Annotated in this window: 13 protein-coding genes; 7 read left to right on the top strand and 6 right to left on the bottom strand. The window is 71.2% G+C overall.

What is annotated here, in order from left to right:
- Nucleotides 1–11: 11 nt before the first annotated feature.
- Nucleotides 12–452 carry a MarR family winged helix-turn-helix transcriptional regulator gene (locus tag ACFU8Q_RS05520; protein WP_384448132.1) on the bottom strand — a complete coding sequence of 147 codons (441 nt, stop codon included), beginning with the start codon at nucleotides 450–452 and terminating at the stop codon, nucleotides 12–14.
- 146 nt (nucleotides 453–598) lie between these two features.
- Between ACFU8Q_RS05520 and ACFU8Q_RS05515 the strand changes: the two genes are divergently transcribed.
- Entirely contained in the window at nucleotides 599–814 is a 216-nt protein-coding gene (locus ACFU8Q_RS05515) for a ribbon-helix-helix protein, CopG family (protein WP_384448129.1), read from the top strand.
- Between the two features lie 33 nt (nucleotides 815–847).
- On the opposite strand, the gene ACFU8Q_RS05510 is transcribed toward ACFU8Q_RS05515, so the two are convergent.
- Nucleotides 848–2,305: an NCS2 family permease gene (locus ACFU8Q_RS05510; protein ID WP_384448126.1), complete on the bottom strand. Its 1,458-nt coding sequence runs from the start codon at nucleotides 2,303–2,305 to the stop codon at nucleotides 848–850.
- Nucleotides 2,306–2,524: 219 nt separating this feature from the next.
- On the opposite strand from ACFU8Q_RS05510, the gene ACFU8Q_RS05505 reads away from it, so the two are divergent.
- Together ACFU8Q_RS05505 and ACFU8Q_RS05500 are read left to right on the top strand one after the other, a co-directional pair.
- Nucleotides 2,525–2,851 (top strand): DUF2530 domain-containing protein, encoded by a 327-nt coding sequence (locus ACFU8Q_RS05505; RefSeq protein WP_384448124.1) that lies wholly within the window; start codon nucleotides 2,525–2,527, stop codon nucleotides 2,849–2,851.
- A 123-nt stretch (nucleotides 2,852–2,974) separates the two neighbouring features.
- The gene (locus tag ACFU8Q_RS05500; protein ID WP_384448121.1) at nucleotides 2,975–5,455 is read left to right on the top strand and encodes an HAD-IC family P-type ATPase; all 2,481 of its coding nucleotides are present in this window, start codon (nucleotides 2,975–2,977) and stop codon (nucleotides 5,453–5,455) included.
- Between the two features lie 49 nt (nucleotides 5,456–5,504).
- Here the strand turns inward: ACFU8Q_RS05500 and ACFU8Q_RS05495 are convergent, their stop codons facing one another.
- The 3 genes from ACFU8Q_RS05495 to ACFU8Q_RS05485 form a co-directional block, all read right to left on the bottom strand.
- The gene (locus ACFU8Q_RS05495; protein WP_384448119.1) at nucleotides 5,505–6,380 is read right to left on the bottom strand and encodes a DUF5707 domain-containing protein; all 876 of its coding nucleotides are present in this window, start codon (nucleotides 6,378–6,380) and stop codon (nucleotides 5,505–5,507) included.
- 203 nt (nucleotides 6,381–6,583) lie between these two features.
- Nucleotides 6,584–9,790, bottom strand: coding sequence for a sacsin N-terminal ATP-binding-like domain-containing protein (locus ACFU8Q_RS05490; RefSeq protein ID WP_384448138.1), 3,207 nt, complete (start codon nucleotides 9,788–9,790; stop codon nucleotides 6,584–6,586).
- A 300-nt stretch (nucleotides 9,791–10,090) separates the two neighbouring features.
- Nucleotides 10,091–11,026 carry a DUF3027 domain-containing protein gene (locus ACFU8Q_RS05485; protein ID WP_384448117.1) on the bottom strand — a complete coding sequence of 312 codons (936 nt, stop codon included), beginning with the start codon at nucleotides 11,024–11,026 and terminating at the stop codon, nucleotides 10,091–10,093.
- Nucleotides 11,027–11,482: 456 nt separating this feature from the next.
- Here ACFU8Q_RS05485 and ACFU8Q_RS05480 point away from each other — a divergent pair, with 456 nt between their 5' ends.
- From ACFU8Q_RS05480 to ACFU8Q_RS05465, 4 genes are read left to right on the top strand one after another with little or no spacing between them, the layout of a single operon-like run.
- Nucleotides 11,483–12,895 carry an MFS transporter gene (locus ACFU8Q_RS05480; RefSeq protein ID WP_384448114.1) on the top strand — a complete coding sequence of 471 codons (1,413 nt, stop codon included), beginning with the start codon at nucleotides 11,483–11,485 and terminating at the stop codon, nucleotides 12,893–12,895.
- Nucleotides 12,896–12,922: 27 nt separating this feature from the next.
- Entirely contained in the window at nucleotides 12,923–13,402 is a 480-nt protein-coding gene (locus ACFU8Q_RS05475; protein WP_384448111.1) for a DUF2771 domain-containing protein, read from the top strand.
- A gap of 29 nt (nucleotides 13,403–13,431) precedes the next feature.
- Complete coding sequence (locus tag ACFU8Q_RS05470; RefSeq protein WP_384448108.1) at nucleotides 13,432–14,142, top strand: futalosine hydrolase; 711 nt, start codon at nucleotides 13,432–13,434, stop codon at nucleotides 14,140–14,142.
- The gene (locus ACFU8Q_RS05465) at nucleotides 14,123–14,980 is read left to right on the top strand and encodes a 1,4-dihydroxy-6-naphthoate synthase (RefSeq protein ID WP_384448105.1); all 858 of its coding nucleotides are present in this window, start codon (nucleotides 14,123–14,125) and stop codon (nucleotides 14,978–14,980) included. Before ACFU8Q_RS05470 ends, ACFU8Q_RS05465 begins: the two co-directional genes overlap by 20 nt.
- Before the next feature lie 21 nt (nucleotides 14,981–15,001).
- Here ACFU8Q_RS05465 and ACFU8Q_RS05460 read toward each other — a convergent pair whose 3' ends face one another.
- A complete protein-coding gene (locus tag ACFU8Q_RS05460; RefSeq protein ID WP_072485776.1) occupies nucleotides 15,002–15,385 on the bottom strand; it encodes a cold-shock protein in 384 nt (127 codons plus the stop codon).
- Nucleotides 15,386–15,550: the final 165 nt, after the last annotated feature.

The raw sequence follows: 15,550 nt of genomic DNA, 5'->3' as shown, positions 1-15,550 counted from the left end.
GGCCTGCCCCGCTACATGTGGGCGAGCTTCTCCAGCACGGGCGCCGCCTTGCGCAGCGTCTCCCACTCGTCCTCGTCCAGGCCCTCGGCGAGGGTGGCCAGCCAGGCGTTCCGCTTGGAGCGGCTCTCTTCGAGCATGGCTTCCGCCCGCTCGGTCTGGCTGACCATCTTCTGACGACGGTCATCGGGGTGCGGTTCCAGTCTGACCAGCCCCTTCGCTTCCAGCAGCGCGACGATGCGAGTCATCGACGGAGGCTGCACATGCTCCTTGCGGGCCAGCTCACCCGGCGTGGCCGAGCCGCAGCGGGCGAGCGTGCCGAGCACCGACATCTCGGTGGGGCTCAGTGACTCGTCGACGCGCTGGTGCTTCAGGCGTCGGCCGAGCAGCATCACGGCTGAGCGAAGGGAGCTCACGGCGGCCGCACTGTCGCCGTCGTGGATCAGGTCAGGCATGTTTATTAGGATACCTCATTACCTACCCTAAAGACCATTCGTGTTACACGCGCGAGAGGCAGACTGCCCCAATCGATCACCCGAACGAGTGAGCCGGATCCGGAAAATGACGCGAACCGACCTCCTGGGCCGTAACCCTGCTTGCCATGGGATCGACTGTGCTCAGCCTGCGGATTGACGGTGAGCTGCTCGACCGGCTCCGACAGCATGCCGCCAAACGCGGAATGAGCGTCCAGGACTATGTCGCCCGGACGCTCATTCGCGATGACTTCGACGAGCGCTTCAAGGCGGCCGTCGACGAGACGGAGAAGTTCTACGGGTCGGAAGAGACCGCGGGGATCAGGGCGGAAGAGGTCACGTGAGCCTCGGGACCGCGCGGATCAGGGGGGCAGCGGTCACGACGTGAGGCCGAGGGCCGGCATCGCGTAGTAGAAGACGAAGACCGCGGACACCACGTACATCGCCGCCGGCACCTCGCGCCAGCGCCCGGCCACGACCCGCAGCACGGAGAAGGCGATGAAGCCGATGCCGATACCGTTGGTGATCGAGTACGTGAACGGCATCATCAGCATCGCCAGGAAGGCCGGGATGGCCAGCGTGTAGTCGCTCCAGTCGATGTCCCGCACCGAACCCGAGATGATCAGGAAGCCGACCGCCAGCAGCGCCGGGGTGGCCGCCTGCGACGGGACCATGGTCGCGAGCGGCGTCAGGAACAGCGCCACCGTGAACAACAGACCCGTCACGATGCTCGCGAGGCCGGTACGGGCGCCCTCGCCGACACCCGCCGTGGACTCCACGAAGCAGGTGCCCGCGGAGGCGGAGGTCGCACCGCCCGCGGCGACCGCGATGCCGTCGACGAACAGCACCTTGTTGATGCCGGGGAAGTTGCCGTCCTTGTCCGTCAGCTTCGCCTCGTCGCCGACACCGAGGATGGTGCCCATCGCGTCGAAGAAGCAGGACAGCAGCACAGTGAAGACGAACAGGATGCCGGTGAGCACACCGACCTTGCTGAAGCCGCCGAACAGGCTGACGTGACCTATCAGGCCGAAGTCCGGGGTGGCGACCGGGTTGCCCGGCCACTTCGGGACGGTCAGACCCCATGCCTCGCCCGGCAGATCGGCGATCGCGTCGATGATCAGCGCGACGACCGTCATCGCGACGATGGAGATCAGGATGGCGCCCGACACCTTGCGGACGAGCAGCGCGAGGGTGAGCAGCGCGCCGATGACGAAGACGAGGACCGGCCAGCCGGTGAGGTGACCGTCGCTGCCGAGCTGGAGCGGCACGGTGGTGTGCGCGGCGTCCGGGATGCGGGAGACGAACCCCGAGTCGACCAGACCGATCAGCAGGATGAAGAGACCGATACCGATCGCGATGCCCTTGCGGAGCGACTTCGGTACGGCGTGCATCACGCGTTCGCGCAACCCGGTCGCGACCAGCAGCATGACCACGATGCCCGCGAGGACGACCATGCCCATCGCGTCCGGCCAGCTCATCCTGGGGGCGAGCTGGAGGGCCACGACGGTGTTGACGCCGAGGCCGGCGGCCAGCGCGATCGGCACATTACCGATGACGCCCATCAGGAGTGTGGAGAACGCGGCGGTCAGCACGGTGGCGGTGACCAGCTGGCCACTGTTGAGCTGGTGCCCGTACATGTCCTTCGCGCTGCCGAGAATGATCGGGTTCAGCACGATGATGTACGCCATTGCGAAGAATGTGGCAAATCCGCCACGGATCTCGCGCGCGACCGACGACCCCCGCTCGGAGATCTTGAAGAAGCGATCCAGTCCGTTGTGCGGCTGAGGACCCGAGGACTGCGTGGAATCGACCGAAGCGGTGGCCGAGGGGGACATGTAGGACCTCAGTCGTACGTAGGGGGGTTAAAAGTGGTCAGCTTTGGACGTTCAGACGAATAATTCGAGACAGTCGCAAGCAGATTCAGTATGAATACATAAGGCGAAGATCGCTATCTCCGCGCGTAGACCGCTGTGCCCGCTGGGTCGACAGCCTTTATGTATGCCGTCCTTACGGGCTACGGGAGGGGGTCGCGGGGAGCCCCATACACTGAGGCCATGGCGAAGTGGACACCGAAGCACGAGGCACCCGAGCCCCTGGAGGGGCCCGTTGTCGCCACCATCACGGGCGGCACGATCCTCTGGTTCGTCCTCTTCCTGGTCCAGCTCCCGTTCTACGGCTGGTTCGACGACCACGGACACGCGTGGTGGGTGTGGACCTGCCTGGCCGGCGCGGGACTCGGCCTGATCGGCATCTGGTACGTACGGGGACGGGACGCGGCGATCAAGCGGGCCGCTGCGGCCGCCGCCGAGGAGGAGTCGGCCGGGGTTTCGGCCTCGGACACCGGGCCGGACGATCAAGGCACCTCGGACGCCCCTGCGTGACGTGACGCGTCCCACCAGGTAATCCGGGTTCCATACCCCCGTAGGACCATTCCCCTCCTCCCCCGGTCTGATCTTCGGATCCCCGGTGGGTGATTCGGACGTTCCACCCGTACCGTCGGAACCATGACGCAGCGGGCACCCCATTCCTCCGGCGAGCAGACCCCCGGTGCTTCCGGTTCGGCCGACCGCCCCGGACCGGCGATGATCGACGCCGGGGCCGAGCTCGACCCGGTCCACCCCGTGAAGCTGCCGGCCCCGGCCGGGAACGCCCGTGGGCTGACCGCTGCCGAGGTGGCCGAGCGGATCGCCCGGGGTGAGGTCAACGACGTACCCGTCCGCTCGTCGCGTTCCCTCAGCGAGATCGTCCGCGCCAACGTCTTCACCCGGTTCAACCTGATCATCGGCGTGCTCTGGCTGATCATGCTGTTCGTCGCGCCGATCCAGGACAGCCTCTTCGGCTTCGTGATCATCGCCAACACCGGCATCGGCATCGTCCAGGAGTGGCGGGCCAAGAAGACGCTGGACGGCCTCGCGGTCATCGGCGAGGCGAAACCCACCGTGCGGCGCGACGGGGTCTCGGCCGAGATCTCCACCTCCGAGATCGTCCTCGGCGACCTCATCGAGCTCGGCCCCGGCGACAAGGTCGTCGTGGACGGCACGGTCGCCGAGACCGACAGCCTGGAGATCGACGAGTCGCTGCTCACCGGCGAGGCCGACCCGGTGCTGAAACAGCCCGGCGACCTCGTCATGTCCGGCAGCTTCGTCGTCGCGGGCGGCGGCTCGTTCGCCGCCACCAAGGTCGGCCGCGAGGCCTACGCCGCGCAGCTCGCCGAGGAGGCGTCCCGCTTCACCCTCGTCCAGTCCGAACTGCGCACCGGCATCTCCACCATCCTCAAGTACGTCACCTGGATGATGGTGCCGTCCGCGATCGGCCTGATCATCAGCCAGTTCGTCGTCAACGGCAACGACATCAAGGGGTCGATCGCGCGGACCGTCGGCGGCATCGTCCCGATGATTCCGGAAGGCCTGGTGCTGCTCACCTCGGTCGCCTTCGCGATCGGGGTCGTACGGCTCGGCCGCAAGCAGTGCCTGGTGCAGGAACTCCCCGCCATCGAGGGGCTGGCCCGCGTCGACGTCGTCTGCCTGGACAAGACCGGCACGCTCACCGAGGGTGGCATGGACGTCACCGAGGTGCGGGTGCTGGGCGGGGCGGACGACGCGTACGTACGGCGCGTGCTGGGCGCCCTCGGCGCCAGTGACCCCCGGCCCAACGCCAGCCTCCAGGCCATCGTCGACGCCTACCCCGACGGCGAGGAGTGGCGGTGCACGCAGGCGCTGCCGTTCTCCTCGGCCCGCAAGTACAGCGGCGCCGCGTTCGACGAGGGCGGCGGCCGGGCATCGGTCTGGCTGCTGGGCGCCCCCGATGTCCTGCTGCCCGAGCAGGACCCGGCGCTCACCGAGATCGAGCAGCTCAACGAGCAGGGGCTGCGGGTGCTGCTGCTGGCCCGCGCGGAGGGCGAGCTCGAAGGGCCGGACGTCGCCGGCGGGGCCGTACCGAGCGCGCTGGTCGTCCTGGAGCAGCGGCTGCGGCCGGACGCCGGCCGGACGCTGGCCTACTTCGCCGACCAGCGGGTCGCCGCGAAGGTCATCTCCGGCGACAACGCGGTCTCCGTCGGCGCGGTCGCCGGGAAGCTCGGCATGCCGGGCGCCGGGAACACCCTGGACGCGCGCCGGCTGCCCACCGACCCCGACGACATGGCCACTGCCATGGAGGAGAACGCGGTCTTCGGCCGGGTCACCCCGCAACAGAAGCGGGACATGGTCGGCGCCCTCCAGTCCCGCGGCCACACGGTCGCGATGACCGGCGACGGCGTCAACGACGTACTGGCGCTGAAGGACGCCGACATCGGCGTCGCCATGGGGTCGGGCTCCGAGGCGACCCGGGCCGTCGCCCAGATCGTGCTGCTCGACAACAGCTTCGCGACCCTGCCGTCCGTCGTCGCCGAGGGCCGCCGGGTGATCGGCAACATCACCCGGGTCGCCACCCTGTTCCTGACCAAGACCGTCTACTCGGTGCTGCTGGCGATCCTGGTGGTCTGCTTCCAGGTCGACTACCCGTTCCTGCCGCGCCATCTGACACTGCTGTCGACGCTGACGATCGGCGTCCCGGCGTTCTTCCTGGCCCTCGCCCCCAACAAGGAACGGGCCCATCCGCACTTCGTGCGCCGCGTCATGCGGTACGCGATCCCGTCGGGCGTCATCGCGGCCGCCGCCACCTTCGTGACGTACATGGCCGCCCGGCACTACTACTCCGGTACCGGGGCGCTGGACGCGGAGACCAGCGTGGCGACACTCACGCTGTTCCTGGTCTCGATGTGGGTCCTGGCGATCATCGCCCGTCCGTACACCTGGTGGCGGGTGTGTCTGGTGGCGGCGATGGGGCTGGCGTTCCTGATCGTGCTGGTGGTGCCGTGGCTGCAGCAGTTCTTCGCACTGAAGCTGGTGGGAGCGGTGATGCCGTGGACCGCGGTGGGGATCGCGGTGGTGGCGGCGGCCGGCCTGGAGTACGCCTGGCGGTTGGTCGGCCGCCGCTTCCCGGTGTAGTTCCCCGAGTACCTCCCCGGCTACGGGGCTACTACGGGCTCCTACAGCTCTACTTCACGTCGACGAAGTCGCCCGCGGTCGTGACGGCCGGGGTGGTGGACGTACCGGCGAAGCTGTAACGCCAGTAGCCGTCGACCGACGCCTTGACCGTCGTCTTCAGGTTGCCCGTGCTGTTCGTCTTGATCGTCTTGATCGTGGTGTACGTGGAGCTGGTCTTCTTGCGGAACTGGAGCTTCACCGGCTGGCTGGTGTAGCCGTGGTACTTGTGGTCCTCCCAGTTCGCCCGCGACAGCTTGCCGGTGACCGTGATGGTCTGGCCCTTCTTCACGGGCTCCGGAGCCGCGTTCACCGTCAGCTTCGACGCCCGCTGCACCCGGGCGGTGCTGTAGGACTGGTTCTCGGCGGCGCTGGTCTCATCGCCGGAGAGCACGACCACGGCGACCTTCCAGGTACCGGCCAGGGAGTTCTTGTACAGGTCGTAGCGCGGGTCGATCGTGAAGGTCAGCTTGCACGTGGAGGTCGTCGCGTTGACCTTGGTGCACTTGGCCGCGTCCTCGTTCGGCACGAACGCCCCGTCCACGGTGTCCGGGGAGGACAGGTCCTTGCCGTGCCACAGGGCGGCGAAGGCGTCGGAGATGCCGGAGGGGTGCGAGGCGGTGATCGAGGCGGAGACCGTCTTGGAGGCGGTGGTGCCCAGGACGATGCCCTTGCCGCCGTTGACGACGACCTTGGAGATGACGGGCTCGGACGTGGCCGCCGCACGGGCGGCCTTCGACGCGCCCTGCGGGGCGATGTCGAAGATCTCGGCCGCCGACGTCGGGATGTTCGGCAGGTTCGCGGCGTCATCCGCGTGGGCGGCCGGGACGGCCAGGGCGGACAGGGCCAGGGCGCCGGAGACAGCGGCCACGGTGGCACGAATACGCATGTATTTCCCCAGTGGAGAAAGGGCCCCGCGAGTATGTGATGCGACCCGAGCGGGGCTCGTTGGGTCTGAGAGTCTGGTGACTCGTCAGACCAGACCCTTCACGCATGTGAAGGGTTGTACACAAAGTCGAACTTTCTGCGAAGATTCCCCCCGCCCGTGGGTACCGCCGGGCGGGCGCTCCGACCGCCGTTGCGAGCCCCGTCTCAGTCGAACCAGCGATCCCGGGCCAGTTCCTCCGTGCGGGACGGGTCCTCCAGCAGCGCCGCGACCTCGAAGCGGCGCGGCCACTGCCCCGCCGCCCAGGCCAGGCCCGCCGCGACGCCCTCCAGCGTGGCGGCGTGCACGGTCCCGTCGGGGGTTCGGCGCCAGTCCAGTTCGACGCCGCCCGCGCGCAGTTCACCGTGCTCGACGTACGTGTCCGGAGTCCGGGCGCCGAGCAGGACCCGCACCGAATCCGGTACGTGATGCTCCTCGCCCTCCGTCGTCACCTCGGCCGCCACGGTCTCGCCGAGCCGCCGCACCTGGAACAGCTCGGCCACTTCGGCCGCGCGCGCCGGGGCGACCGGGAGCAGCGCGAGCCCGGTGGTCAGCGCCAGCAGATCCGGGGCGTCCGCGATCACGGCGTCCGCCGCGTCGACGACCCGGACCTCGCCGTCGACCACGGCCCGCAACGCGTCGGGCAGCGTGACCTGTTCGGGGTCGAGATCGGCCAGAGCCGTGTACAGGGCGTGCAGTTGCACGGGGCCGACCTCGCGGTTCTCGTCCGCGAGCCGGCCGAGGAGTTCGGCGGCGCCGCCGGGCTCGTCGAGGAGGGCGGCCACGGAGGTCCGTACGCCGAGGGCGCGCAGCACCTGGGCGTCGTCGAAGCCGGTGGCGTCGGCGGATTCGTACAGTCCGGCCAGCCGCGGGTCGCCGGACGCCGCGCGCAGACCGGCCGGGCGGCGGCCGTCGATCACGGGGTGGTCGCGCAGCCACCAGGCCGTGTACGGGCGGACGGACCGGGTCGTGCCGTCGGGCAGCAACACCCGCACGGGCTGGGTCAGCGCGTCGCGCAGCGGCGGCCGGGCGAGCAGGGCGAGCGCCTGCGGCCAGGCGTCGTCGTCGACGAGGTCCAGGTCGCGGACGGCGACGAGTTCGGTGGCGACCGGCGGCACGGGAGAATCCGGCAGCTGGTCGAGGACGTCCTCGCACCACACGTCGACGGCGTCGAGCAGACCGGCGTCGTCGGGTTCGGCGAAGTCGCCCTCCCTGGGCTCCAGTTCGTCCGGGTCCAGGACGACATCGGTGGCCCTCACGAGGGCGAAGGTGGCGAGCACCCCGCAGGCGGTGAGCGGCTGTTCACCCCAGCGCTCGGCCAACTCGTGCTCACAGAGCGCGAGCTCACCTTCCCGCATGACGGCTGCGAACGGGCTGCCGGGCAGGACGAGTTCACCGGCGGGGGCCGGTTCGCCGTCCTCGTCGGGGAGGGCGAGCGCACCGAGCCAGGGCTCGTCGCCGGGGGTCAGACCGGCGTCCCGTACAAGGGTGAGGACGGTCTCGGCGAGCTCGTCGACGTCCAGCGCGTCCTCGTCCCAGATCTCGCCCGCGTCCAGCGATGCGGCGACGGCGGCCCGCACTTGAGGGGTGGTCAGCACAGCGCGTGGCGTGGCGGGCAGGGCGCCCAGCTTCTCCAGCAGGGGATGGGCGGCGTCCGGGTGCGCGACCTTCAGCCCGAGCCGGGCGAGCCGGCCGAGGACGGGTCCGGTGAGCGCGTCGGGCAGCGGGAGGAGGACCTGGCGGGGGCCGATGGTGGTGCGGGGCGCGGCCGGGGCCTCCGACTCCGGTGTCTCCGGTTTCCCGGCCAGCGGGACGGGCAGGCCGGAGAGGCGGTCCGGGTCGATGCCGGACAGGCTGTCGTACAACCGCCGCCACCAGCCGGGGTCGCGCTCGAGTCCGGCGAGCCGGTCGATCGCCTCGGTCAGCGGGACGCGGGCGATACCGAGGGTGCGCAGTTCGCTGCGGCGCTCCAGTCCGGCGGGCAGCAGGCAGGGCAGGACCTCGGCGAGCACCCGTACGGTCTCGGCGCCGACGCCCTCCAGCACCTCGGCCTCGATGGGGCGCAGCGCGGTGGTGGCCGCCTCGCGGATGCCGTCCGGCTGCGCGTCCCAGGTGTCCCACCGGTCCGCTTCGGCCGCGGCGTCGCGCGGGGCGGCGGGCGCCAGGAACGCGACGCGCGGCAGCCGCGCCAGGATCGCGCCGCGCAGGGCGCCGTCCAGTTCGCCCTTGCCGAGCGGTCCGGGGACGAGGTCGATGGTGTCGACGGCCACCGGCTGCCAGCCGGCGAGCAGTTCGGCGTACGCGTCGGCCGCGCGTTGCACCAGGAAGTCGGTGAGCGGGCCGGGCGCGGGGTGGCGACGGGTGGTGTCGAGCGGCAGCGACGCGATGAGCAGCGCGGGGATGCCGAGGGGTTCGTCGGTGGGGGTCGGCGCGTGGACGACGGAGGCGGTGCGGGGGCGCACGGGGGCGCCTTCCGCGTCCACGGGTACGGCCCAGGTGACCGACCAGTGCGGGCGCAGCCGTTCCTCACGGGGCCGGTCGGCGAGCAGGGCGGGCTCGACGGGGCCGTGGTGGGTGACGGTGCGCCAGCGGTGCGTACCGTGCGCGGAGTCCTCGACGTGGGTGTACGGGCCGTGCTGCGAGCGGCGCAACGTCCGTACGGTGTCCGGGGTTTCGATCACGATCTCGTCGAGACCGCGCAGGGTGAGCAGGATGGCGTCGTCGACCGCGTCGAGCAGCCGGACCACGAGGTCCTCGGCGCCGCCGTCGCGCAGCGGGAGGACGACGACGGTGTCGTACCCGTCGGGTGCGGTGCCCTCGGCGGGCAGCGGGAGCCGCAGCAGCGGTACGTGGCCGTCACGGCGGCGGAGCTCGTCGCCGAGGCCCGGGCTGGCGACGGCCGCGCGGGCGGCGAGGTCGCGGGCCTCGGCGAGGGACCAGCGAACGCCGCCGTGCCGGCCGACGACGGCGGGCTCGTCGCTCACCGCGAGCACGGCGGCGAACCCGACGCCGAACCTGCCGACGGCTCCCTCGTGGCCCTCGCGCTTGGCGGAGGCGCGCAGGGTGGAGAGCGATTCCACGCCGGTGGCGTCGAGGGGGGCGCCGGTGTTGGCTGCGGCTAGTACGGCGGGGGCGTCCCCGGTCGCCGCGTGCAGGGTGAGGCGGAGCCGCCCGGGGACCTGGGCGCGGGCGGCGGCGTCGGCGGCGTTCTGGGCCAGCTCGACGACGAGGCGGTCGCGGTAGCCGCCGAGCGCGAGGTCCTCCTCGGCGTTGGCGTCCTCGCGGAACCTGGCTGGGCCGGCGCCCCAGGCGTCGAGCACGCCGCGTCGCATCCGTGCGGTCCCGAACGGATCGGCCCCCTCGGTCGCATTCATGCTCACGCTCTGACTCCGCTCTTTCCGGTTACGCCTTGCCCGTGCCGCCAGTGTGCGCCTGAAGGTACCGGGTCCTCTCGCCGGGCGGGCTCCGCGAACGGCGCTCCACGCGGGTGGCAAGGCGTCCGCCCCGGTTCCGGGCAGGACTCGTCGACGTACGGGCGACAGATTCGAGCCCGTCGAGGGGGTCCCCCCATGCCCTCAAGGCTATGGGGGAGTTCGAGGACGGAACCGGTTCACCGGGCGGGCCCGCGGTCCACGTCACCGGGCGCGCCGGAGTGCCCGCGAACCCGGCCCCGCTCAGGAGTGGCCGAGATCCTCCGTCGGAGCGTCCGGCTCCGCCGGGACCGAGCCGGAGTCACGCGCCGGCCGCAACGGATACTCGTCCACCTGCATCGTGTCCAGCGCGTGCGGCGCCGGCTTCGGCGGCTTCGGCATCACCGCCGCCTCCGAATGCCCACCGCACCCGTACGACAGCGACACCACGTGTCCGTCCGCCGGGCCGAACTCGTTCGCGCACACCCCGAACGCCTGCTTCAGGGAACCCGCCAACGGCACCAGGAACGCACAGGTGACACACGACGCCGGTGCCGCCTGGGCCATCGGCGTCTTCGCGCCGAACCCTTCGTCCCACCGGTCGGCCGCCGTGTGCAGCCCGTACCGCGACAGGACCCGCGCCCGCCGCATGCCGAGCTCCTCGGCGACCGCCGCGATCGAGCCCCGGCCGGTCGTCTCGGGGCGCGTCGTCAGCTCCGCGTCCTCCGCGTCGACGAGGTCGGCCATCTCCTCGGAAACCTCGGAGACCGCGGAGTTCGGCGGCGGCTCGTCCTCACCGGTGTAGCCGGGCTCCAGGCGGAGGTCGTCCGCCTCGGTCGGCAGCAGATCGCCGGGCCCCATGTCGCCGGGGCGCAGGCGCTCGCTCCACGGCACCCACTCGGGGGCGAGGAGCGCATCGCTGCCGGGCAGCAGAACCGTCTCGTCGAGGGTGACGTTCTTCGCGCGGGACGCCCGGGCGACGGTCACCGCCCAGCGCCAGCCCCGGTAGCCGGGCTCCCGGGACTCGAAGAAGTGCGTGACGACCCGGTCGCCCTCGGCGACCAGGCCCACATGCTCACCGACGACCCCCGGCGCGGCTGCTTCCTCGGCCGCCGCGCGCGCGAGGTCTACCGCCTCGGCGCACAGACGGTCGGGGGCAGGGGTACGGGCCGTACGGCTTCGCGTCGTCGCAGCACTCACAGGTCTCGCTTCTCTCCTACGCCAGTCTCACGAGTGCGCCAGCACATCCATCGATTTCGGCCATGACGGCTGAGGGCGGAGCGGACCTGGGGGCCGCGTCGACGTCCACACCCGTTGTGCCTGCCTCGGGCGCACCTTCTGCAATCCATTCTGCGGGATCGCCGATAGGCGCGCGGCCGAGAACAACCGCCGGTGGCGCGCTACGCACGCTACCCTCTCCGCCGCCCCCCGCCCACCTGCCCGTCCGGAACAGGCTCGTATCCGGCGCCGTGTCCGGTGCGAAGACCGCCTCGGGGCCGCACGGAGACGGGTCGGACAACCGGTCGACGACCTGCCGGACGACCAGCCGGTTCGAGCCGGGCGGGCCGGACGGGGCACTGACCCGACAGGGCGGAGTGCTCCGCGTCCCGGACCGATGCCGGTTCGTCACCGCGGCGACTGGGGCACTATGTCGAAGTGACTTCCGCCAGGTCGCACAAGGATTCCGGCCCGCTCCGCAGGACGGGCCGGGCGCTCGGTCATGCCCTCCGCACCCCGTTCACCATCACTGCGAAAGGCATCCGGAAGGCGACGCACGCCCACGGCGCCGGGGAGTCCGGGCTCGGCAAGCTGATCGAACTGCACGCCGTGAACGGCGCGGGCGATGTGATGATCACGATCGCGCTCGCGTCGACGGTGTTCTTCTCCGTGCCGACGGACGAGGCCCGGGGCCGCGTCGCCCTCTACCTCGCCGTCACCATGGCGCCCTTCACCCTCCTCGCGCCCGTGATCGGCCCGCTCCTGGACCGTCTGCCGCACGGCCGCCGCGCCGCGATGGCCGGTGCGATGCTGGCCCGTGCGGTGCTCGCGCTCACCATGTCGGGCGCGGTCGCCACCGGTGGCCTGGAGCTGTATCCGGCCGCGCTGGGCGTCCTGGTCTGCTCGAAGGCGTACGGGGTGGTCCGCAGCGCCGTCGTGCCGCGCCTGCTGCCACCGCGCTTCTCCCTGGTGAAGGCGAATTCCCGGGTCACCCTGGCCGGTCTCCTGGCGACCGGTGTCGCCGCCCCGATCGGCGCGGGGCTGCTCACGATCGGGTCTCCCTGGCCGCTGTACGGGGCTTGCGTGATCTTCATCGGGGGGACGGTCCTCGCTTTCACGCTGCCGCACACGGTCGACTCCGCGAAGGGTGAGCGCAAGGCCCGGCTGGTACCGACGTACGCCGCGGCGGCCCCCCGGCCCGGGACGAAGCGGAACGGGAGGTCGAGGGGCCGGGAGAAGAACGGCGAGAAACGGCCCGGGCTGCGGTCCGTGGGACCGTCCGTGCTGAACGGCCTCCAGGCCAACACCGCGCACCGCGCGCTCTCCGGCTTCCTCATCTTCTTCCTGGCGTTCCTGCTGCGCGAGCACCCGCTCTCCGGGCAGAGCGCCGCCGTCTCGCTCGGCATCGTCGGCGTGGCGGCCGGTGCGGGCAACGCGCTCGGCACGGCGTTCGGTGCCTGGCTGCGGGCCCGCGGCCCCGAGGTGATCGTCGCCTCCGTGCTGACTCTGGCGCTGGGGGTCGCCGTGCTCGCCGCGCTCTTCTTCAGCACCGTCATGGTCGCCGCGCTCAGCGCGACGGCGGGCTTCACCCAGGCCCTGTCGAAGCTCTCGCTGGACGCGATGATCCAGCGCGACGTGCCCGAGGAGGTACGGACCTCCGCGTTCGCCAGGTCGGAGACCGTGCTCCAGATGGCGTGGGTGGTCGGCGGCGGCATCGGCATCGTCCTCCCCCTCAACGGCGTACTGGGCATGTCGGTCGCCGCGGGCATCCTCGCCCTGGGTGCGGCCACGTCCGTACGGGGGCTGCTGGTAGGCGCGCGGCGCGGCTCGCCGCACCCCCGCGTGGCGTGAGCCGGAGCGACCGATAGCCTTCGGCCCATGACCGTTGCGTTCTTCTCCGGTAAGGGCCGTCGAATCGGCGTCGCTCTTGGTGCCGTGTCCGCGGGACTCCTTGTCCTCTCCGCCTGCGACAAGCCGACGCCGCTCGCGACCGTAACGGTCGGCGGCAACGTGGTGACGTCCGAGGCGGCCTGCTACAACGACGGCAAGCCCCTCAAGTCCTCCGAATACCAGAGCTGCCTCAACAAGAAGGCGGAGAAGTCCGTCGAGGTCGCCATGGACGACAAGGTCCGCTTCGGCGTCGACCCGGAGATCGCGGACAACGGCTGGACGCTGTTCATCAACGGCCAGCAGGCCGAGCAGGAGCCGTACAAGAAGACCTACCGGTCCATCCCGGGCAGCGCCTTCTTCTCCAGCCAGACCGGCGAGACGTCGAACAAGACGCAGGTCAGCATCGTCGAGACCAAGGGCAAGAAGCTCACGGGCGTCTGGCACTTCGAGCTGAAGAAGACCAGCTGATCCCCTCCTGACCTCGGAGGACTCCTCCCGTGCGTGTGCTTGTCGTGACCGCTGTCCCGGTGGAACGGGACGCGGTCACGCGTACGTTCGGGGACGGTTCCGCGGCGCCGGTACGCGAGGCGGGGGGTGCGGAGATCCACCGCGCCGGGCCCTTCGACGTCCTCGCGGGCGGCGCGGGACCGGCCGCCGCCGCTGCCGCCGCCGCCTTCGCGCTGGCCACCGCGCCCGAGCCGTACGGCCTCGTCGTCTCGGCCGGCATCGGCGGCGGGTTCGCCCCCGCCGCGCCGCTCGGCTCCCTCGTTGTCGCGAGCGCGATCGTCGCCGCCGATCTTGGCGCCGACACCCCCGACGGCTTCCTGCCCGTCACCGCCCTGGGCTTCGGACGCGACCGCTTCACGCCACCGCCCGCGCTGGTACGGGAGGTGGCCGCGGCCACCGATGGGACGACCGGGGAGATCCTCACCGTCTGCACCGTCACCGGCACCGCGGAGCGCACCGCCGCTCTGCTCGCCGCGCACCCCGCGGCCGCCGCCGAGGCCATGGAGGGCTTCGGGGTCGCCGAAGCCGCCGAGCGGGCGGGCGTGCCGGTGCTGGAGATCCGGGCGGTCTCGAACGCCGTCGGCCCGCGCGACCGCGCCGCCTGGCGCATCGGCGACGCGCTGACCGCGCTCACCGGGGCGTTCGGGAAGCTCATACCCGTACTGGAAGGCTGGACCCACCATGACCGAAACCACGCGTGACCGGCTGGACATCGCTTTCTCGCCGTGCCCGAACGACACATTCGTCTTCGACGCCTGGGCGCACGGACGGGTCCCCGGCGCGCCCGCCCTCGATGTCACCTTCGCCGACATCGACATCACCAATGGCATGGCCGAGCGCGGCGAGCTCGACGTCCTCAAGGTCTCGTACGCGGTACTGCCGTGGGTCCTTCACGAGTACGCGCTGCTGCCGTGCGGCGGGGCGCTGGGGCGTGGCTGCGGGCCGCTCGTCCTCACGAAGGAGCCGGGCACGGACCTGACGGGCCGGACCGTCGCCGTGCCGAGCGAGCGCTCCACCGCGTATCTGCTGTTCCGGCTCTGGGCGGCCGAGGTGGTGCCCGGCGGGGTCGGCGAGATCGTCGTCCTGCCGTTCGACGAGATCATGCCCGCCGTGCGCGACGGGAAGGTGGACGCGGGCCTCGTCATCCACGAGGCGCGTTTCACGTACCAGAACTACGGGCTGCACAACCTCGCAGACATGGGCAGGCACTGGGAGGACACGACCGGGCTGCCCATCCCGCTCGGCGCGATCATCGCCAAGCGGTCACTGGGCGCGGACACGCTGAAGCTGCTCGCCGATTCGGTGCGCGCCTCGGTACGGATGGCCTGGGACGACCCCGAGGCGTCACGGCCCTACGTGCTGGAGCACGCCCAGGAGATGGACCCGGCCGTGGCGGACCAGCACATCGGGCTGTACGTCAACGAGTTCACGGCCGACCTCGGCGAGGACGGCTACGCGGCGATCCGCGGACTGCTGACGCGCGCCGCGGCCGAGGGGCTGGTACCGCCCCTCGGCCCGGATGCGCTGTCGTTCGTCTGAGATCCGGCCGGAGGCCGGGGCCTATACGTCGAGCTGGTCGGCGACCGCGCGCAGCAGGCCGCCGATCTTCTTGCCGGCCGCCTTGTCGGGGTAGCGGCCGCGCTCCAGCATCGGCGTGATGTTCTCCAGCAGGGTGGTCAGGTCCTGCACGATGGACGCGAGTTCGTCCGGCTTGCGGCGCTGCGCGGCCGCGACGGAGGGCGTCGGGTCCAGGATCGCCACCGACAGCGCCTGGTCTCCGCGCTGACCGGCGACGACGCCGAACTCGACGCGCTGGCCCGGCTTGAGTGCGTCGACGCCGTCGGGGAGCACGGAGGAGTGCACGAAGACGTCGCCGCCGTCATCGCGGGAGAGGAAGCCGAAGCCCTTCTCGCTGTTGAACCATTTGACCTTGCCAGTCGGCAAAGCACGCACCCCATCTCAACCCGTATGCCGGAACAAAGCCTCAGCAGGTCAGGCTATCCAGTGGTGGTGCTCCCCTGCTGGCAGAAGCCTCCCCAGGTGACGTACCCCTCGTCAAGCCTGGTCATCCGGACTGCTGTCCAGAAACGGTGCCTGTATGACGCGCGG

This window comes from Streptomyces sp. NPDC057543, from assembly GCF_042801895.1.
Classification (GTDB): Bacteria; Actinomycetota; Actinomycetes; order Streptomycetales; family Streptomycetaceae; genus Streptomyces.
Note: the sequence above shows the minus strand (reverse complement) of the source record. Positions and strands in the feature narration are given on the sequence as shown.

Excerpts from the sequence above, each read along its gene's own strand:
- ACFU8Q_RS05520 (WP_384448132.1), bottom strand. The coding sequence starts at position 452 with ATGCCTGACCTGATCCACGACGGCGACAGTGCGGCCGCCGTGAGCTCC.
- ACFU8Q_RS05515 (WP_384448129.1), top strand. The coding sequence starts at position 599 with ATGGGATCGACTGTGCTCAGCCTGCGGATTGACGGTGAGCTGCTCGAC.
- ACFU8Q_RS05510 (WP_384448126.1), bottom strand. The coding sequence starts at position 2,305 with ATGTCCCCCTCGGCCACCGCTTCGGTCGATTCCACGCAGTCCTCGGGT.
- ACFU8Q_RS05505 (WP_384448124.1), top strand. The coding sequence starts at position 2,525 with ATGGCGAAGTGGACACCGAAGCACGAGGCACCCGAGCCCCTGGAGGGG.
- ACFU8Q_RS05500 (WP_384448121.1), top strand. The coding sequence starts at position 2,975 with ATGACGCAGCGGGCACCCCATTCCTCCGGCGAGCAGACCCCCGGTGCT.
- ACFU8Q_RS05495 (WP_384448119.1), bottom strand. The coding sequence starts at position 6,380 with ATGCGTATTCGTGCCACCGTGGCCGCTGTCTCCGGCGCCCTGGCCCTG.
- ACFU8Q_RS05490 (WP_384448138.1), bottom strand. The coding sequence starts at position 9,790 with ATGAATGCGACCGAGGGGGCCGATCCGTTCGGGACCGCACGGATGCGA.
- ACFU8Q_RS05475 (WP_384448111.1), top strand. The coding sequence starts at position 12,923 with ATGACCGTTGCGTTCTTCTCCGGTAAGGGCCGTCGAATCGGCGTCGCT.
- ACFU8Q_RS05465 (WP_384448105.1), top strand. The coding sequence starts at position 14,123 with ATGACCGAAACCACGCGTGACCGGCTGGACATCGCTTTCTCGCCGTGC.